An 18,114-nucleotide genomic window follows, 5' to 3' on the forward strand; every position below is an offset into this window, starting at 1 on the left:
TGCGGGTGGACGGGGCGTGGGGGGCTGCGGACCGGGACGTGTCCTTCACGGTGGGTGATGCGCATGTGTCCACCGCGGACACTGACACCCATGAGATGACGGTGCGGGTCAACGGGCAGGTGGCCAGGGTGATCCCGATCTCGGCGGGTCGGGAGGACTCCGATCCGGCGTTCGTGACGCGCTCGGGGGTGCACCTGGTGCTGGAGAAGCACGCGGACTACCTGATGGACGGTCGTACGGTGGGGCAGGACTACGCCACGCAGGTGAAGTGGGCCACGCGGATCGCGAACTCGGGGGAGTTCGTGCACGGGGCGCCGTGGTCGGTGGCCTCTCAGGGGGTGCGCAACGTCTCGCACGGGTGCTTGAACGTCTCGGATGCGAACGCGAAGTGGTTCTTCGACCTGGCTCAGCGCGGTGATGTGGTGGAGGTGACCGGGACGGATCGGGCGATGGAGCTGACGAACGGGTTGGGGGACTGGGTGCTGAGCTGGGAGCAGTGGACCGCGCCCCAGACCTGACCCCTCAGACCGGTCGTGCGCCGGGCCTCGCGTCCAGCTGCTCGCCGCGCCCCCCGCGGCGCGCGCAGTCGGCGCACTCGACGAAGCGCACCGTGGGCGTCGCCCGGGTGTCGACGTGCCGCAGGTGCCGCTGACCCGCCGGGATCGGCAGCTTGCAGCGCGCGCAGGTGAGGGGCACCACGCTGACGCGCACCTGCGAGTGGATGCCCCCGGTCACCCCTCCATCATCGGCCATCGCCGTGCGCGCCCACGGCGCGACGCGTCCACGCACAGCCCCGGCCGCGCGGCGACTCCTCCGGCGTCCTCTCCGCTGGCACTCGCGCACCCCAGTGCTCCTCCAGAGGGGCGCGCGACCGCACTGGGGTGCGTGAGTGCGGGAAGGGGAGGGGGCCTTCGGCGTGCGGAGCGGGCGGCGCTCAGCAGGATGGGACGGTGCGTGCCGTCGTCTACGAGCGGGCCGGTGGCCCGGAGGTGCTCCGGCTGGTCGAGCGCGAGGTCCCCGACCCCGGACCCGGCGAGGTCAGGCTCCGGGTCGCCTTCTCCGGCGTGAACCCGACCGACTGGAAGGTCCGCTCCACCACGGACCCGGCAGCGGGCTGGCAGGTGCCGGACCAGGACGGTTCCGGAGTGGTCGACGCGGTCGGCCAGGGGGTCGACGCGGCCCTCGTGGGACGCCGGGTCTGGGTGTGGGAGGCCGCCTTCGGCCGTCCCTGGGGGACGGCCGCGGAGCTGGTGCTCGTCCCCGCCGCCCAGGTGGTGCCCCTGCCCGACCACGCGTCCTTCGAGCTGGGGGCGGCGCTCGGCATCCCGTTCCTCACGGCGCACCGCTGCCTCACGCTCGGGGAGTCGGCGCCCGCGCGGGTGGCGCCCGGCGCGTTCGAGGGCCGCACCGTGCTCGTGCAGGGCGGAGCCGGGGCCGTCGGCAACGCCGCCGTCCAGCTGGCCGCGTGGGCCGGCGCCCGCGTGCTGGCCACGGTCTCCGGCCCGGAGAAGGCGCAGCTGGCCGCGGCCGCCGGCGCCCACGACGTCGTGGACTACCGCCGCGAGGACGTCGCCGCGCGCGTGCGCCAGGTGGCGCCGCACGGGGTCGACGTCGTCGTCGAGGTCTCCGGGGCCAACGCGGCCCTCGACGCCGCCGTCCTCGCGCAGCACGGGACCGTCGCGCTGTACGCGGGGGCGCCGGGGGAGGAGGTCACCGTGCCGCTGCGGGACCAGATGGCGCTCAACGCCCAGTGGCACTTCGTGCTCGTGTACACCGCACCGCGGGCCGCGAAGGCCGCCGCGGTGGAGGACGTGGGGGCCGCCGTCGAGGCCGGCGGCGTGCGCGTCGGCCGCGAGGCGGGACTGCCGCTCACCGTGCTGCCGCTGGCCGAGACCGCCCGGGCGCACCTCGCGGTCGAGCGCGGTGCCGTGGGCAAGGTCCTCGTCGACGCGACCGCGTGACGGTGGGGGACCCGGGTCGGCGCAGCGCGGTGTCCCTGCGCGACCGGGTGGTCGCCGTCCGGTCACGACCACCCGGCGGGCCCGATCAGCCGGTTTCACCGAGCGGACGAGGGGTACTCATCCCAGGGTCGGAGTCGAGACGAGGCCGAGACGAGAGGGCGGTCAGCGTGCCGGTCAGCATCGAAGTGCCTGCCAGCACCGTGCGGTGCGTCCGCGTGCGGCACGAGCCGCAGGAGGTGTCCTCCGTGCGGCGCGCCCTGCACGACGACCTCCTGCGCGACCCGCGCACCAGCCCGGTCGCCGACGACGTCGCCGTCGTCACGAGCGAGCTGGTCGGCAACGCGGTCCGGCACGGCAGCCCCCTGGACGGCGGCCTCATCGTGCGCTGGCGCCTGTCGGGGGACGAGGTCGCCGTGGAGGTGGTGGACGGCGGCGGGGGCGACGGTCCCCCGCGCGAGGTGGCCGCGCACGACGCCGACCCGATGGACACCTGCGGTCGGGGGCTGCACATCGTCGAGGAGATCTCACGCCGGTGGGGCACCTCGGTGGACACCGCGGGCCGCCGGACCGTCTGGGCCCTCGTGCCCTTCGCGCCCGGCTCCCGGCCGGCAGCTGCCGTCTAGCAGCCCGTGGGCGCCTGAGCAGGCTCGGTACCGTGCGGGGGTGACGTCCCTGCGCCTGCTCTACCTGGGCCCTCCCGGCACCTTCACCGAGGTGGCCGCGGGGCGCGCCCCCGGCGCTTCCGGGGCCGAGCGGGTGCCCGTCGCCAGCGTCGACGCCGCCCTGAACGGCGTGCGCGAGGGGGAGGCCGACCTCGCCGTCGTCCCCATCGAGAACTCCGTCGAGGGCGGTGTCACGTCCACCCTGGACGCGCTCGGAGCGGGCCGGCCGCTGTCCATCCGCGCCGAGGTGCTGGTGCCCGTGTCCTTCGTGCTGGCCGTCCGCCCGGGGACCGCCCTGGTGGACGTGCGGCGCGTGGGCAGCCACCCGCACGCCCTGGCGCAGTGCCGCGGCTGGCTGGCGCGGCAGCTCCCGCGGGCCGTCACCGTCCCCGCGCTGTCCACGGCCGCGTCGGCGCAGGTGCTGGCCGGCGCCTCCGGGGACGCCCCCTACGACGCCGCCCTGTGCGCCGAGCCCGCGGCGCTGGCCGCAGGCCTGGAGGTGCTCGAGCGCGACGTGGCCGACAACGCCGGGGCCGTCACCCGGTTCGTCGTGGTCGGGCGGCCGGCCGCTCCCCCGCCCCCCACGGGGTCGGACAAGACGACCGTGGTGGCCTCTCTCGCGCAGGACAGGTCGGGGGCGCTGCTGGAGCTGCTGGAGCAGTTCGCCACCCGCGGCATCAACCTCACCCGCATCGAGTCGCGCCCGCAGGGCACCGAGCTGGGCCGGTACACCTTCTCGATCGACTGCGAGGGCCACGTGGCGGACCCGCGCGTCTCGGAGGCGCTCATGGGCCTGCACCGGGTGTGCCCGCAGGTCCGCTACCTGGGCTCCTACCCGCGCGCCGACGGCCTGGCCCCGGTGCCCCCGGCCGGCACCGCCGACCGCGACTTCACCGCGGCCCGGGAGTGGCTGACGCAGCTGCTGGACAGCGGCGAGGCCAGCGCCTGAGGGCGCCTGACGGGGAACTGACGGTGAACTGACCGGGGACTGAGGGGCCGGCGACCGGCCGGTCAGCGGCTCCCCGGCCACGCCAGGCGCGCCCGGGCGCCGATCGGGCGGCGCGGTGCCCGGTTGGAGACCCGCACCACCAGGGCCTCCTCGTCGACGCGGATGCGCATGGCCTGGACCTCGCCGATCGGGTCCCCGTCGATCTGCGCCTCCTGGGGCTGCTCGGCCTCCAGGTCGATGCGCTGGCCCCGCCAGTGCGCCAGGCGCTGGTCGCCCCAGGTGCGGCGGGTGATGACCCGTCCCGCGACGTCGAGCCAGCCGACCACGCCGCGCGGGCCGATGGCGAGCACGTCCAGGTAGCCGTCATCCACCTCGGCGTCGGGCATGAGGGCGAGCCCGCCCTGCACGCGGCCCACGTTGCCGACCACGGCGGTCCGCACCCGGCGCCGGTGCGGGACGCCGTCCACGGTGATGTCCATGCGCACGCGGTCGCCGTTGAAGCGCTGCAGCCCGGAGACGAAGTACGCGGCCGGACCGACCTTGGCCTTGAGGGCCTCCGGGGCGTTCGCCATGATCTCGGCGTCGAAGCCCATCCCGGCCATCACGAGGAAGCACTCCTCGGTCTCCGGCTGGTCCGCCCCGGGCCGCTCCAGGGAGATCCACCCCACGTCGATGCGCCGGTCGATGCCGGAGAGCACCACCCGCATCGCGGCCTCGACGTCGTCCGGGGCGATCTCCGCGGCGCGCGAGGTGACGACGTCGAGGTTGCGGGCCAGCAGGTTCCCGGTGCCGGCGGGCACCAGCCCCAGCGGGGTCCCCGTGCCCGCCAGCACGGCGGCGACGCGGCGCACCGTGCCGTCACCCCCGAAGGCCACGACGACGTCGGCTCCGGCGGCCAGCGCACGGCGCGCCTGGCTGGTGCCCGGGTCCTCCGCGGTGGTCTCCAGCCACAGCGGCTCACGCCACTCGAGGTCGCGGCAGGCCCTGTCGAGGGCGGTGCGCACCCCGCCGACGTCACCCACCTTGGTGGGGTTGACGACCACGGCGGCCAGCGGGCGCCGGTCCGGCGCGGTGCGCTCGAGCGCGGCGGCGCGCTGGGCGATCCGCTCCGCGATGCTGCGGCGCAGCTGCACCGCGACCGTCGTCGCGACGACCGCGAGGACGAGGGCCACCACGGCGACGACCAGGGAGATCAGCTCGGTGGTCGTCACGCCGGGAACGTTATCGGCGCGAGGCGGACGGTGAGAGGTCGAGCCAGCGCGACTAGTCTTGACGGGGTGATCGACGTGCGCCTCCTGCGCGATGACCCGGAGGCGGTGCGCGCCAGCCAGCGCGCCCGCGGAGCTGACGAGGGCGTCGTGGACGCCGTGCTGGCGGCCGACACCGCCCGCCGGGCGGCGATGACGACCTCCGAGGGCCTGCGCGCCGAGCAGAAGGCGTTCGGCAAGCAGGTCGCGCAGGCGAAGGGCGAGGAGAAGGCGGCGCTGCTCGGGCGCGCCAAGGAGCTCGCGGAGCAGGCCAGGGCCGCGGCCGCCGAGGCCGACGCACAGGGCGCCGAGTTCGACCGGCTCATCCGCAGCCTCGCGAACGTCATCGAGGGTGCGCCTCCCGGCGGGGAGGACGACTACGTCGTCCTGCGCGAGGTGGGAACCCCGCCGGCGCTCGAGGCGCCGAAGGACCACCTCGAGCTGGGCGAGCTGCTGGGCGCGATCGACGTGGAGCGCGGCGCGAAGGTCTCGGGCTCGCGCTTCTACTTCCTCACCGGCGTGGGCGCCCGGCTGGAGCTGGCGCTGCTCAACCTCGCCGTGGACCGCGCCGTCGCCAACGGCTTCAGCCCGATGATCACGCCCACGCTGGTCAAGCCCGAGGTCATGGCCGGCACCGGCTTCCTCGGTGAGCACGCCGACGAGGTCTACCGCCTCGCCGCCGACGACCTCTACCTCGTGGGCACCTCGGAGGTGGCCCTGGCCGGCTACCACGCCGACGAGATCCTCGACCTGTCGGCGGGGCCGAAGCGGTACGCCGGCTGGTCGGCCTGCTACCGGCGCGAGGCCGGCAGCCACGGGCGCGACACCCGCGGCATCATCCGCGTCCACCAGTTCCACAAGGTGGAGATGTTCAGCTTCTGCCGCCTCGAGGACGCCGCCGCCGAGCACGAGCGGCTGCTGGGCTGGGAGGAGGAGGTGCTCCAGGCCGTCGAGGTGCCCTACCGCGTCATCGACGTGGCCGCCGGGGACCTCGGCACCAGCGCCGCCCGCAAGTTCGACTGCGAGGGCTGGGTGCCCTCCCAGGGCCGCTACCGGGAGCTCACCTCGACGTCGAACTGCACCACGTTCCAGGCGCGGCGCCTGTCGGTGCGCGAGCGCACCGACGGCGAGGGGGGAGCGACGCGTCCCGTGGCCACCCTCAACGGCACGCTCGCCACGACGCGCTGGCTGGTGGCGATCCTCGAGAACCACCAGCAGCCGGACGGCTCCGTGGTGGTCCCGGCGGCACTGCGCCCGTTCATGGGCGGCCTCGAGGTGCTCGAGCCCGTCCGCTGAGGGCACCCGCCCGGTCGTCACCGGGCGGGAGGGCGCTGCCTGGCTAGCCTGACGGGGGTGGACCGCACCCCGCTGGACGCCGACGCCGCAGCTGCCGCCCTGCAGCGCCTCCCCGACTGGCGGGCCCGGCTGGGCGCCCTGCGCACGGCCTTCCGCGCGCCGTCGCCGGCGGCCGCCCTGCAGCTGGTGGCCGCGGTCGGCGCGCTCGCCGAGGAGCTCGACCACCACCCCAGCCTCGACTGGCGCTACGACCTGGTCTTCGTCAGCTGGACCACGCACAGCGCCGGCTGGCGGGTGACGGCGTTCGACGCGGCCGCGGCCGAGCGCACCTCCGTGCTGGCAGCGGAGCTGGGGGCCGTCGCCGAGCCGGCGCTGCCGCGCACCCTCGAGCTGGCCCTCGACACCCCGGACCCGGACGTCGTCCGCGGGGTCTGGGCGGCGGCGCTGGGGTACGTGCAGCGCCCCGGGGACGACGACGGCCTCTACGACCCGCACGACCGCGGACCGGCCGTGTGGTTCCAGCGCACCGAGACGCCCGCGCCCAGCCGGTGGCACCTCGACGTCAGCGTGGCGGCGGAGGTGGCCGACGAGGTGGTGGCGGCCGCCGCCGCCGAGGGTGCCGAGGTCGACACCGCGGCGGCACCCTCGTTCACCGTGCTGACCGACCCCTGCGGTGACCGGGTGTGCATCTGCACGCCCCTGGGCCGGGACCACCCCACCTGGTGATCGACGCCGTGGCGGCCGGGTAGCGTCGGTCGGGTGTTCGGCTCAGCAGGCCCTGGAGACGACGTCGCCCCCATCAGCCACCGCACCCGCACCTGGGTGAGACCCGAGCACCTCAACGCCAACGGCACCACGTCCGCCGGCAGCATCCTGCGCTGGGTGGACGAGGAGGCCGCGATCTACGCGATCCTCCAGCTGGGCAGCCACCGCGTGGTCACCAAGCTCATCTCCTCGGCCGCCTTCCTGGCGCCCGCCCAGCTCGGCGACCTCGTGGAGCTGGGGCTGCGCGTGGTGCGCTTCGGGCGGACGTCGCTGACGATGCGCGCGGAGGTCCGCAACATGATCACGCGCGAGGAGATCGTCACCATCGACGAGATCGTCTTCGTGAACCTCGGTGAGGACGGGCGGCCCGCCCCGCACGGCTACACCGAGGTGACGTACGCGCGCGACAGGGTCCCGCGGCACCGCACGCCCGCAGCGGGCCTCCCGCAGCCCGACCAGGCCTCCTGACCGCCTCCTGACGACCAGCAGCCCGTGGACCGGCCTGCGTCGGGCGTCCGTGACGGGCGCGAGCACCCCGGGGGCGGTGGCGCTGCACGCGCGGGTCGCTGCAGCCCCGAGGAGGTCAGCGGGTGGCAGCGGCGACGGCGTCGAGAGCGCGCAGCGTGGCCAGCGACTGCGCGAGCGGCCGCACCGGGGTCTCGGTGAGCCCGCCGGCCACGCAGCGCGCCACCTCGGCCGCCTGCCAGAACAGACCGGCGTGCCCGGTCTCGGGCTCGCGGCGCACCACCGGCGCGGGGCGGGCTCCCGACCCGCCCGCCGGGACGACGACGACGTCGCCGGAGGCGTAGAAGGGACCGGGCAGCCGCAGCGTGGCGCGGTCACCGACCACGTGGGCGGCCGTCGGGGTGTCCCCCAGCAGCGTCGTGTGGACCGTCGACAGCGAGGGGCCGCCTTCGTCATGGCCAGCGTGCTGCAGCACGGCGCCCACCTGGCCCAGCACTCCGCTGGGGTGGGGGACGCCGACGGCGGAGGCGGCGGTCACCTCGCCGAGCACCCACGTGGCCAGCGCCAGGGGGTACGTGGCGAGGTCGAGCAGGGGCCCGCCGTGCTGCGCCGGGTCGAAGACGCGGTGGGTGGGGTCGAAGTGCTCTCCGAGGTCGGCGCCGACAGCGGTGACGCGGCCGAGGACGCCGTCGTCCAGGAGCTGGCGGACCACGTCCCAGCGCGGCAGGTACGCGCTCCACAGGGCCTCGGCGCAGAAGACGCCCGCGGCGCGGGCGGCGTCGGCGATCCGCTGGCCCTGGGCGGCGTCGAGGGCGAGCGGTTTCTCCACCAGCACGGGCCTGCCCGCCTCGACGGCGGCCAGCGCTCCGGCGAGGTGGTCGGCGTGGCCGGTGGCCACGTAGACGACGTCCACGCCCGGGTCGGCCACCAGCTCCGCCCAGCTGCCGTGCGCCCTCTCGACACCGAGTCGCCGCGCGGCGTCGCGGGCGCGGTCGCCGCTGCGGGAGCCGAGGGCGGCGACCTCCTGGCGGGTGGCGGTGCGCAGCGCTCCGACGAACCTCTCGACGATCCACCCCGTGCCCATGACGCCCCAGCGCAGCACCGGCGCGGCCATCGGGTCGGGCGTGCGCGGCTCGGGCAGCGCGCCGGGCAGCGCCGGCGAGCTCACCACGACACCTCCACCGAGGTCCACAGGCCCGCGCCGTCGACGGCTGCGCGCATCGAGCGGACCGCGGCGTCGCACACGGCCGCGGCCACGAGCCCGTCCCGCGCGGTGGCGAGGGCGGGTGCCTCCAGGCCGCGCACACCGTCCACCCACGCCTGCAGCTCGCGCCGGTAGGCCTCGGCGAAGCGCGGGCGCCAGTCGGCCGCGAAGGTGCTGGTCCGAGCCAGGTCCGCCGAGCGCGTGGTCAGCGAGGTGGTCTGGGAGGCCTCGGACAGCGCCAGGGCGCCGGTCCGGCCGACCACCTCGCAGCGGACGTCGTAGCCGTAGCGGGCGTTCAGCAGCACTTCCACGGTCGTGAGGACGCCGTCGGCGGTGCGCAGGAGCAGCAGCTGCGGGTCCTGCAGGTCGCCGGAGGCCGTGTCGGTCCCCGTGGAGCGCCCGGGCGCCTGCCAGCACACCGCGGTGACGGGCGAGCCGAGCAGCCACGGCACGGAGTCGGCCTCGTGGACGAAGGACCCAGTGACGAGGCCCTCGCTCGTGGCTCCCGAGCCGGCGGTGACTCCGCGGCTGGTGCCGTGGACGAGCAGGGGCTCCCCGACGGCGCCGCGGTGCAGCGCCTCGCGCAGCTCGACGTGCGCCGGGTCGACCCGGCGCATGAACCCCAGGGTCACCAGGTGGCCCGTGCCGTCCGCGTCGAGGGTGCGCACCACGCCGGCGGCCTCCTCCAGCGAGGGCGCCAGCGGCTTCTCGCACAGCACCGGCTTGCCGGCCGCTGCCGCGGCGAGCACCAGCGCGGCGTGGGTGGCGTCGGCAGAGGCGACGACCACGGCGTCGACGTCCTCCTCGGCGATGAGTGCCGGACCGTCCGGGCTGGTCAGCGCCCCCAGCTCCTCGGCGAGCGCCGCGGCCCGGCCGGGGTCGAGGTCGGTGACCCGGGTCAGCTCCGCACCCGACACCTGGCGCGCCAGCAGGCGCGCGTGGTCGGTGCCCATGACGCCGCAGCCGACCACCCCGACCCGCAGGGCCGGCTTCGTGGCGGCGCTCACGCGACCGGCTCCCAGCTGCCGCTGGCCACCGAGCGGCTCATGGCGTCGAGCGCCCGGGCGCTGGCCACGGCGTCGTCGAGGGTGGCGGGACCCTGCTCGGGGGAGGACGACGGGTCGGCGGCGGCGCGCAGGAAGCGGGCGGCCTCCACCACCTTGAGGTCGTCGTAGCCCATGGCGATGGCGGCGCCGGGCTGGAAGGCCGCGTAGTCGCCGTGACCGGGACCGACGTAGAGCGTCTGCGTCGGAGCGTCCTGGTAGAGCACCGACCCGTCGCCGCTGCGGCCCCCGCTCACGCTCAGCTCGCCCGTGCGGCGGAAGTCCCACCGCAGCACGCCGCGGGTGCCCGCCACCTCGAAGCCGTAGGTGTTCTGCTCGCCCACGGCCACGCGGCTGGCCTCCAGCACTCCGCGGGCTCCGGAGGTGAAGCGCAGCAGCGCCGTCACGGCGTCCTCGTTCTCCACCGCGCCCATCGCGGTGCCCTCGCCCAGCGCGACGCGCTGGTGGCCGGCCGTCGCCCCGGACGGCACGGCGCGCTGCGGGATGAAGACGGCGGTGTCGGCGACCACGGCGCTGATGTCGTCCACCAGGTACCGGGCCAGGTCGACCCCGTGGGAGGCCAGGTCTCCCAGCACCCCGGCGCCACCGCGCTCGCGGGAGTACCGCCAGCTGAGGGCGCCCGCCGGGTCGGCGGCGTAGTCGGACAGCAGCCGCACCCGCACGCTCTCGACGTCACCGACCTCGCCCGCGGCAATCCTCCGGCGCGCCTCCTGCACGGCGGGCGCCCAGCGGTAGTTGAAGCCGACGGCAGCGCGCACGCCGGCGGAGACCACGGCGTCTCGCACCGCAGCGGCGTCGGCGGCGGTCAGGCCCACGGGCTTCTCGATCCAGAGGTGCTTCCCGGCCTCGGCCACCGCAGCGCCGATCTCGCGGTGGAGGAAGTTCGGCGCGGTGACGCTGACCGCCTCCACACGCGGGTCGGTGAGGACCTCGCGCCAGTCGCGCACCGCCGAGGCGAAGCCGTACTGGGCCGCGGCGGCCTCGGCGCGGCCGGGGACCTCGTCGGCCACGGCCACCAGCTCGGGCCGCACGCCCAGGTCCGGGAAGTGGTGGGGCACCCTCGCGTAGGACTGGGCGTGCACCCGCCCCATCCACCCGAAGCCCACCACGGCCACGCCCAGCGGGCGCTGCGCTGCGCTCGTCACCAGCAACTCCTCAGCTCTCGACTTGGACCGGTCCAAGTGCTGGGTGATCGTGCCCCACGGCGGAGGGTGCCGTCAACGGCGGCGGTCGGGCCCTCAGCGGTGCGCTGGCGGGGCTCCTGTCGTCCGCCGCACCACCAGTGACACCGGGGCCAGCACGGTGCGGCGCTCTCGCGAGCGGTCGGCGGTGCGCTCCAGGAGCAGGTCGACGGCAGTGGTGCCCACGGCGGCGCTGCTCGCGTCGACCGTGGTGAGCGCGGTGCCGTCGACCCGTGCCGGTGCGACGTCGTCGAAGCCGACCACGGAGACGTCGTCGGGGACGCCGAGCCCGAGCTGCGCTGCCGCGCGCAGCACGCCGAGCGCCGCGACGTCGGCGGCGGCGAACACCGCTGTGGGACGCGCCCGAGCCGGCCGCCCGAGGAGCTCGAGCGCAGCGAGGTGGCCCGCCTCCTCGGTCATCGGGGTGCGCACCACCTCCCCGTCGGCGCCGGCGGCGGCCACCACCTGGGAGAACCCCTCCTCACGCAGGCGCATCACCGCGCCGGTGGTCCCGGCGAGGTGCGCCAGGCGCCGGTGGCCGAGCGCCAGCAGGTGCTCCGCGACGAGGCGGGCACCGGCGGTGTCGTCCTGCACGCTCACGTCGACGTCGGGCAGGTCGACGTCACGCGCGCCCGCGACGACGGTCGGCAGGCGCCGGGCCGCCTCCAGCACCGCTGGCGTGGGTTCCAGCGAGCCGACGAGCACCAGCCCGTCGAGCCGCAGGTCGACGAAGGTGTGCAGGACGCGTTCGTCGGCGGCGGCGTCCAGGCGGGCGTCGCCCAGCAGCATGGTGGCCCCGGCCTCGTGCAGCCGGGCGTGCACGGCCTCGAGGGCCTCGGCGTACCAGGGGTTGCGCAGGTCGTGGACGAGCACGCCCACCGCACCCGTGCGCCGCGAGCTCAGGTGGCGCGCGGTGGCGCTCGGGCGGAAGCCGAGCTCCTCGACGGCTGCCAGGACCGCGGCGCGCTTCTCCTCGCGCACCAGCGGCGACCCGTTGATCACCAGGGAGACCAGCGACTTCGAGACGCCGGCGCGAGCGGCGACGTCGCGGATCGTCGGCGGCCTGGGCACGACCAGGAAGTGTGCCCGAGGAACCGCCGACGATCCGCGTCCGGTCAGCGCGAGGTGGTCAGGAGCGGCTGCTCTGGACGGTGTCCTTCGCGTCCGCCGCGCGCTGCTGGGTGCTGCGTGCGGCGTCGGTCCCCTCGTCCTTGACGGTGGCCGCAGCGTCCGCCGCGGTCTCCTTGACGGACTGCGCCGCCTGCGCGGCGGGCTCCTTGAGGTTGCCGGCCACCTCCTGCGCGGCGTGCGCCAGCGGCTCGGTGACGGTGCTGGCGTGCTCCTTCACGGCGGCCGCCGCCTGGGCCTCCTTGGACGTGGCGGGCAGCAGCGAGCCGATGAGCCAGCCCGCCCCCAGGGCGATGAGGCCCGCGGCCAGCGGGTTGCCGCGGGTCTTCTGCGCCGCCGCCGCGGGCGCGCCGTGCACGGCGTCCCCCACGCTGGACGCCGCGGAGGAGACGGCCCCGCCCGCGGCCTCGCCGGTGTGGGACGCCGTCCCCATGACGCGGTCCTTCACGCCGCCCACGGCGCTGCTCACCGCGCCCTTGACCTTGTCGGCCTGGCGGTGCGCCACGTTGGAAGGGGCGGCGTAGTCGGTGAGGGCGTTGACGTCCTCGCTCATGCGGGCCCGGGTCGCGTCGATCTGGGCCCGGATGACGGCCGGGTCGTCCGAGGTCGTGACGCCGGTGCTCGGGTCGTAGGACGGGGTGCTCATCGGTGGTTCTCCTCCTCGTGCCCCTTCAGGGCGCTGGGCACCTTCTGCAGGGTGCTGGTGGTGTCGGGAAGGCCGCGCACGGAGCGCAGCTCGGAGCGGCCGCGCGCCGCGAGGACCGCGGCGACGACGGCCCAGACGAGCGCGACGACGAGCGCGGACCAGCCGCGTCCTATGACCTCGCCCAGCCCCCACCACGCCGCGATGGACAGGAACAGCAGGACGAAGTGGCCGGAGACGCCCGCGCCGGCCAGCAGGCCCGCGCCCTTGCCGGCGCGCTTGCCGGACTGGGTCGCCTCGGCCTTGGCCAGGGCGATCTCCTGGCGGACCAGGGTGGACAGGTCCTCGGTGACGGACGAGAACAGCTCGCCGAGGCCCTCGCGCCCACCGGCGCGGTCGTAGGAGGACGACGCCGACGACGACGACGACGCGGGAACGGCGCCCAGGCCCGCCGACGGCCCGAGGTCGGGGGCGTGGCTCATCGCAGGGGCTCGTCCCAGCCGGGGACGGCGCCCTGGGAGGCGCCGGTGCGGCCCCCGGTGGCGGGACGGCCGGTGAGGGGCTCCTCGGTGACGTCGAAGGCCTCCGTGGCCAGGTCCGGTGCGGGCCGCACCGGCGTGGTCGCCGGGAGGGGCGCTCCGGTGGTGGACGCGTAGGTGGTGCCGGACGCCGGGAGGGTCGTCGCGGCGCCGGACGACGCGCTGGGCGCGCCCTGCTCGTGGGCAGCTGCGCCGAGGCCGCGGGTGAGGCGGCCGGCCAGCAGGCCGACACCGGCCGCGATGGCGAGGAACGCGACGGGACGGCGCCGCGCGAAGCCCTCCACCTCGCGCAGCACGTCGGCGGGCTCGCGCTCCTCCAGCCAGGACCCCACGGCACCGACCCGCTGCGAGGCCTGGTGCACGAGGTCCGTGGCCACGCCGCTGCCGGCGCGCCCCTCGGCGAGGCCCTTGAGCTCGTCGGCCAGCGCTCCCAGCCCGGAGGCCGCCTGCCGCTGGCCCGCCGAGGTCTGCTCGGTGAGCTGGCTGCGCGTCTGGTGGAGCAGGTCCTTCGCCTGGCGGCCGGCCTCGGAGGCGACCTGAGAGGCCTGCTCCCCGGCCGTCGCGGCGACGTGCTTGCCCTGCTCGGCGGCCTCGGAGGCCACGCCGGCGGCCTCCGACTTCGCCGTGCCGGTGGTGCTGGACCCGCCAGCGCCCTCGGACGCGCCGCCGACGGCGACGGCGCCGGTGCGGGTGCCGGTGTAGGTGATGGGACCGGTGGTGAGCGGTTCGCGCAGCTCGTCGGCGCGAGGACGGTCGGAAGGAACGGACACGGAGACCTCCTGTGGTGATCAGCGGGGTGGGGACGACGACGCACCGCGCGGCTCCGGACGTGCTGCCCGGAGGGCGGGAGAGGGGCGGCCGGGGGCGGCAGGCGCTGCGCGCCCGTGCGAGGGTCGCGAGCTGCCGCGAGCCGTCAGGGCCGCTCGGGCCGCCTGACGGGCGGTGAGCCGTGGAGCTCGGGACTGGGCAGCGGTCCGGTGCGGAGCGCGTGCGACACGGGGGCCTCCCGGCGGGGTCGTCCACCGGACCGCCGGCGCTCAGTGCTGAACGCGGCCGGTGTGACGGCGGTCACGACCGTCCCACGCTGCCGCGCTGCCCGCCACACGACCTTGGAGCGGCCCCGGTGCCGAGGACCGGGTGGGCGGCCGCGCGAGCGGCGTCAGACGCGGACGGTCGTCCCGGCGCGCGCCGACTCCTCCGCCGCCACGGCCAGCCGCAGGGCGGCGACCCCGGCGCTCGGCGGCGTGAGGACGTCGACCTCGCCGCGCGCCTGGCGCAGCACCTGGTCGAGCTCGGCGCGGAACGCGGCCTCGAAGCGCTCGGTGAAGTCGGCGAGGCCCGTGGCCACCCCGGAGCCCGGTCCGAGGCTCGCGCTGGCGAGGCTGCCGGAGACCTCCAGCCGGACGTCCTGCCCGGCGCCGTTGCCGCGCGCCACCGCGACCGTCGAGACGGCTCCGGAGGCGTGCTCGAGCACGGCCGTGCCGGTGTCGTGGTCTCCCAGGCCCACCAGCTCGGGTTGGGCCAGCACGGCGGCGAAGGCCGTCACCGCGACCACCGGGTCGTCCAGGAGCCAGGGCAGGAGGTCGAGGTCGTGCACGGCCAGGTCGCGCCAGATCCCGCCCGACCCGGGCACGTAGGCGGGGTCCACCGGCGTGCGGTCGGCGTCCACGGCGCGCGCCGTCCTCACGGTGCCGAGCGCGCCGGAGACCACCAGCGCGCGCAGCCGCTGGCTCTCCGGGTCGTACCGGCGGTGGAACGCCACGGCCACGGGCGTCCCGGTGGCCTCGAGCTCGGCGGCGAGGGCCTCCAGCTCGCCGACGTCGAGGGCCAGCGGCTTCTCCACCAGCAGCGGCACCCCGGCGCAGGCGCCGCGGCGGGCCAGGTCGGGGTGGCTCGGGGTGCTGGTGGCGATGACGAGCAGGTCGAGTCCGGCGCGCCCGTCCAGGGCGGCTGCGAGGTCGGTCGAGGTCGCCAGGGCGGAGGGGGCGGCGCCGACGGCCACCACCGCATCTCGGCTCCGGGAGAGCCGCTGCTCGTCGCGCCCGAGCAGGAGCACCTGCTCGACGTCGGCGTGCTGCGCCGCGTTCCGGGCGTGCACGACCCCGACCCGGCCGAGCCCGACCACGCCGACGCGCACAGCCGCCCGCCTCGGTCGCGCCGGCTGTCAGGCCAGCTCGGCGGCCAGCTGGCGGAGGTGGTCGGCGCTCGCCGCCGCGTCGGCCACCGGGCCCTCGCCGTCCTCGGGGAGCAGCTGCAGCACGGTGTCCTGCTCGAGCACGAACCAGCCGTCGTACCCGGCGTCCAGCAGCGAGCGCAGCAGGGAGCGGACGTCCACGTCGCCCTGGCCGAGCGGCCGGTACAGCCCCTCCTGGACCGCCTGGTAGTAGGTCAGCTCGCCCCTCCGCACGCGCTGCGCGGTGGCGGCGTCGACGTCCTTGAGGTGCACGTGGCGGATCCGCTCGGGGTGGCTCTGCGCCAGCGCGACCGGGTCGGTGCCGCCGATGAGCAGGTGGCCGGAGTCGAGGCACAGCCCGACGTCGCAGCCGGCGAGGACGCGGTCGACGTCGCCGCTGGACTCCACGAGCGTGCCGACGTGGGGGTGCAGCACCGCCAGCACGCCCACCTGGGCGGCGGCGTCGCGCAGGCGCACGAGGTTGGTCAGCAGGGTGCTCCACCCGGTCTCGTCGAGCTCCACGCGCTCGTCGTAGCCGGTCAGCCCCGAGTCGGCTGACAGGACGACGACGCCGGCGCCGGCGGCCACGAACGCCTCCAGCTCGCCTCTTAGCCCCGGCAACGGGTCGTGCTGCGGGTCGTGCAGCACCACGGGCACGAAGCCGCCCACGGCCACCAGCCCGTTCTCCCGCAGGACGGCGGCGCGGTCGGCCGGGTCCACCGGGAGGAAGCCCTCCGGGCCGAACTCCGTCGCCGTCAGGCCCACGTGCCGCATCTCGCTCAGCACCCGCTCCACGGGCAGCTGCGCGCCCCAGCCGGGCACCTCGCACACGCCCCAGGTGATGGGGGCGCCAGCGATCTTCAGGTCGGTCACGGTGTCGTCTCCGGGTCTCGTGGGGTGTGCTCGTGGGGTCTGCAGGGAGGAGCCGCTGTCCCGCAGGACGGTGAGGGCGGCGTCACGGGCGCGCACCAGCGCGTCGTCGAGGGGGAGGGCGCGGTGCTCGGCGGACAGCGCCTCCACGCCCCACGGCCCTTCGAAGCCCGCGGCGCGCAGCACGCCCACGAGCCCGGGCAGGTCGAAGGCGCCCTCCCCGCAGTAGCGGCGGTGGTCGCGGGTGTCCTCGAAGAGGCTGCCGACGACGACGGGGTCGGCGTCGTCGAGCTCGACGGCGAAGACCACGGACCTCCCGCCGGCGGCGAGGGAGCAGGACAGCTCCTCCAGCGACGTCCCCGCCCGGAAGACGTGCCAGGCGTCCACCACCAGGCCGAACGCGGGGTGGCCGACCGCGCGGACGAGGTCGGCGCCGGCGGGGATGCTCGCCACCGCTGCCCACGGCACCGGCTCCAGCGCCAGGCGCGTGCCGGAGGCGGCCGCCTCCTCGGCGAGAGCGCGCAGGCGAGGCGCCACGTCGCCGGTGTGCCCGGCCGGTGGCGGCGTGGCCTTGACCAGCCGCGCGCCCAGCGCGCGGGCAGCGGTGAGCAGCAGGTCCCACCTCCGCCGCCAGGCGCCGTCGTCGTCCCACCAGCCGTCGAGCAGCTCCACCTCGACGTGGGCGAGCCCCTCCGAGCGCACGAGGTCCGCGAGGTCGGCCAGGCCGTCGGCGCCAAGCCCGTCGAGGTCGGCGTGCAGGAGCCCCAGCCCCACCCAGCCGGTGGCGGCGACGGCGCGGACGCGGTCGGCCAGGAGCAGGGGGCTGCGCTCGCGGTCTCCCGCCGGCAGCGCGTCACCGGCGGACGTCCAGCAGCTGGCGACCAGCGCCGGGGCGCTCACGGAGCCGTCAGCTGCTCAGGCGGAGAGGTCGACGCGGACGGTGCGGCCCTCGCGGGCCGAGGTGCCCGCGGCGTCGGCGAGCACGAGGGCGGCGCGGCCGTCCTCGAAGCCGGGGCCGGTCAGCTCGCCGCCGCGGACGGCCTCCAGGAAGGACTCCAGCTCGGCGGCGTACGCGCGGGCGTAGCGCTCCAGGAAGAAGTTCTGGAACGGGGCACCGGAGTCACCCGAGGTGCCGGTGGAGGAGCGGACCAGCGTGTCGGTGACGTTGCCGACGCTCAGGGTGCCCAGCGGGCCGGTGGCCTCGAGGCGCTGGTCGTAGCCGGCGGCGCAGTGGCGGGAGTTGGTGATGGTCACCGACTGACCTCGTGACCCGACCAGGGTGGTGACGGCGCCGTCGTAGTCGTCGTGCTTCGCGATGACGTCGGAGAACTGCCGCAGGCCCACGGCGGTGACCGCCACGACGTCGGGGACGAACCAGCGGGCGGTGTCGAAGTCGTGGATGGTCATGTCGCGGAAGATGCCGCCGGAGACCTTGATGTAGTCCTCCGGTGCCGGCGCCGGGTCGCGGCTGATGATCGTCAGCTGCTCCAGCGGGCCGACCTCACCGGCTTGCACGCGGCGGTGCAGCTCGGCGAAGTGCGGGTCGAAGCGGCGGTTGAAGCCGAGCGCCACCGGGACGGACGCGGCGGCGGCGCGCTCTCGCAGACCGTCGACGCGGGCGATGTCCAGGTCGATCGGCTTCTCGCACAGCACCGGCCTGCCGGCGTCGAGGCAGGCGGCGATGAGGTCGACGTGGGTGGAGGTGGGGGAGGCGACCACCACGGCGTCGACGTCCTCGGCGGTGATGGCCTCGAGGGCGTCGGTGGTGGCCCGGCCCGACGCACCGCAGTACCGGGCGACGACGGCTTCCGCCCCGGCGATGAACGGGTCGGCCACCACCTGCAGCACGGCGCCCTCGGAGCGGTGCACGGTGGCCGCGTGCACCTGGCCGATGCGGCCGCTGCCGACGAGGGCGATGCGCACGGGCGTGGCGGGGCTGGTCACCTGAGGGGCTCCTCGTCGTCGAG

The 18,114-nt window shown here is 76.2% G+C and carries 19 protein-coding genes; 7 read left to right on the forward strand and 12 right to left on the reverse strand.

The window, feature by feature from the left end; genetic code table 11:
• Positions 1-518 (forward strand): L,D-transpeptidase (locus tag FHN55_RS02950; RefSeq protein ID WP_139710672.1); only part of this gene is annotated, 518 nt, incomplete at its 5' end.
• A 4-nt stretch (positions 519-522) separates the two neighbouring features.
• Here the strand turns inward: FHN55_RS02950 and FHN55_RS02955 are convergent.
• Entirely contained in the window at positions 523-735 is a 213-nt protein-coding gene (locus FHN55_RS02955) for a hypothetical protein (protein WP_139710674.1), read from the reverse strand.
• Positions 736-950: 215 nt separating this feature from the next.
• Here FHN55_RS02955 and FHN55_RS02960 point away from each other — a divergent pair, with 215 nt between their 5' ends.
• The 3 genes from FHN55_RS02960 to pheA all read left to right on the forward strand — a co-directional run bounded on the left by FHN55_RS02960 (position 951) and on the right by pheA (position 3,572).
• Positions 951-1,961: an NADPH:quinone reductase gene (locus tag FHN55_RS02960; RefSeq protein WP_139710676.1), complete on the forward strand. Its 1,011-nt coding sequence runs from the start codon at positions 951-953 to the stop codon at positions 1,959-1,961.
• A 185-nt stretch (positions 1,962-2,146) separates the two neighbouring features.
• A complete protein-coding gene (locus FHN55_RS02965) occupies positions 2,147-2,584 on the forward strand; it encodes an ATP-binding protein (protein ID WP_180357606.1) in 438 nt (145 codons plus the stop codon).
• Positions 2,585-2,624: 40 nt separating this feature from the next.
• Positions 2,625-3,572 carry a prephenate dehydratase gene (gene pheA / locus FHN55_RS02970; RefSeq protein WP_218974299.1) on the forward strand — a complete coding sequence of 316 codons (948 nt, stop codon included), beginning with the start codon at positions 2,625-2,627 and terminating at the stop codon, positions 3,570-3,572.
• 62 nt (positions 3,573-3,634) lie between these two features.
• Here pheA and FHN55_RS02975 read toward each other — a convergent pair whose 3' ends face one another.
• A complete protein-coding gene (locus FHN55_RS02975; RefSeq protein ID WP_218974300.1) occupies positions 3,635-4,783 on the reverse strand; it encodes a diacylglycerol kinase family protein in 1,149 nt (382 codons plus the stop codon).
• Between the two features lie 66 nt (positions 4,784-4,849).
• On the opposite strand from FHN55_RS02975, the gene serS reads away from it, so the two are divergent.
• The 3 genes from serS to FHN55_RS02990 are packed head-to-tail and all read left to right on the forward strand — an operon-like array spanning position 4,850 to position 7,348.
• Positions 4,850-6,115 carry a serine--tRNA ligase gene (gene serS, locus FHN55_RS02980; protein WP_139710680.1) on the forward strand — a complete coding sequence of 422 codons (1,266 nt, stop codon included), beginning with the start codon at positions 4,850-4,852 and terminating at the stop codon, positions 6,113-6,115.
• A gap of 57 nt (positions 6,116-6,172) precedes the next feature.
• Positions 6,173-6,841, forward strand: coding sequence for a 4a-hydroxytetrahydrobiopterin dehydratase (locus FHN55_RS02985; protein ID WP_218974301.1), 669 nt, complete (start codon positions 6,173-6,175; stop codon positions 6,839-6,841).
• A gap of 33 nt (positions 6,842-6,874) precedes the next feature.
• Positions 6,875-7,348, forward strand: coding sequence for an acyl-CoA thioesterase (locus tag FHN55_RS02990; RefSeq protein ID WP_139710681.1), 474 nt, complete (start codon positions 6,875-6,877; stop codon positions 7,346-7,348).
• A gap of 115 nt (positions 7,349-7,463) precedes the next feature.
• Here FHN55_RS02990 and FHN55_RS02995 read toward each other — a convergent pair whose 3' ends face one another.
• The 10 genes from FHN55_RS02995 to FHN55_RS03040 form a co-directional block, all read right to left on the reverse strand.
• The gene (locus FHN55_RS02995; RefSeq protein ID WP_218974302.1) at positions 7,464-8,513 is read right to left on the reverse strand and encodes a Gfo/Idh/MocA family protein; all 1,050 of its coding nucleotides are present in this window, start codon (positions 8,511-8,513) and stop codon (positions 7,464-7,466) included.
• A complete protein-coding gene (locus FHN55_RS03000) occupies positions 8,510-9,556 on the reverse strand; it encodes a Gfo/Idh/MocA family oxidoreductase (protein ID WP_257570657.1) in 1,047 nt (348 codons plus the stop codon). The genes FHN55_RS02995 and FHN55_RS03000 overlap by 4 nt, the downstream gene beginning before the upstream one ends.
• Positions 9,553-10,758 carry a Gfo/Idh/MocA family protein gene (locus FHN55_RS03005; protein ID WP_257570658.1) on the reverse strand — a complete coding sequence of 402 codons (1,206 nt, stop codon included), beginning with the start codon at positions 10,756-10,758 and terminating at the stop codon, positions 9,553-9,555. Before FHN55_RS03005 ends, FHN55_RS03000 begins: the two co-directional genes overlap by 4 nt.
• 93 nt (positions 10,759-10,851) lie before the next feature.
• Positions 10,852-11,865, reverse strand: a complete 1,014-nt coding sequence (locus FHN55_RS03010) for a LacI family DNA-binding transcriptional regulator (RefSeq protein ID WP_139710683.1) — start codon at positions 11,863-11,865, stop codon at positions 10,852-10,854.
• Positions 11,866-11,923: 58 nt separating this feature from the next.
• Positions 11,924-12,568 carry a DUF3618 domain-containing protein gene (locus FHN55_RS03015; RefSeq protein WP_139710685.1) on the reverse strand — a complete coding sequence of 215 codons (645 nt, stop codon included), beginning with the start codon at positions 12,566-12,568 and terminating at the stop codon, positions 11,924-11,926.
• Complete coding sequence (locus tag FHN55_RS03020; protein WP_139710687.1) at positions 12,565-13,047, reverse strand: phage holin family protein; 483 nt, start codon at positions 13,045-13,047, stop codon at positions 12,565-12,567. The genes FHN55_RS03015 and FHN55_RS03020 overlap by 4 nt, the downstream gene beginning before the upstream one ends.
• The gene (locus FHN55_RS03025; RefSeq protein ID WP_139710689.1) at positions 13,044-13,874 is read right to left on the reverse strand and encodes a hypothetical protein; all 831 of its coding nucleotides are present in this window, start codon (positions 13,872-13,874) and stop codon (positions 13,044-13,046) included. Before FHN55_RS03025 ends, FHN55_RS03020 begins: the two co-directional genes overlap by 4 nt.
• A 389-nt stretch (positions 13,875-14,263) precedes the next feature.
• Positions 14,264-15,241, reverse strand: coding sequence for a Gfo/Idh/MocA family oxidoreductase (locus tag FHN55_RS03030; RefSeq protein ID WP_139710691.1), 978 nt, complete (start codon positions 15,239-15,241; stop codon positions 14,264-14,266).
• Between the two features lie 27 nt (positions 15,242-15,268).
• Positions 15,269-17,047, reverse strand: a complete 1,779-nt coding sequence (locus tag FHN55_RS03035; protein ID WP_139710694.1) for a sugar phosphate isomerase/epimerase — start codon at positions 17,045-17,047, stop codon at positions 15,269-15,271.
• Between the two features lie 15 nt (positions 17,048-17,062).
• Positions 17,063-18,091 (reverse strand): Gfo/Idh/MocA family oxidoreductase, encoded by a 1,029-nt coding sequence (locus tag FHN55_RS03040; RefSeq protein ID WP_139710695.1) that lies wholly within the window; start codon positions 18,089-18,091, stop codon positions 17,063-17,065.
• Positions 18,092-18,114: the final 23 nt, after the last annotated feature.

The sequence above is a fragment of the Streptomyces sp. NP160 genome, assembly GCF_006335115.1.
In the GTDB taxonomy this organism is placed as follows: domain Bacteria; phylum Actinomycetota; class Actinomycetes; order Actinomycetales; family Quadrisphaeraceae; genus Quadrisphaera.

Bases quoted from the DNA above. Each gene is read 5' to 3' on its own strand.
- FHN55_RS03020 (WP_139710687.1), bottom strand. From the start codon at position 13,047: ATGAGCCACGCCCCCGACCTCGGGCCGTCGGCGGGCCTGGGCGCCGTT.
- FHN55_RS03015 (WP_139710685.1), bottom strand. From the start codon at position 12,568: ATGAGCACCCCGTCCTACGACCCGAGCACCGGCGTCACGACCTCGGAC.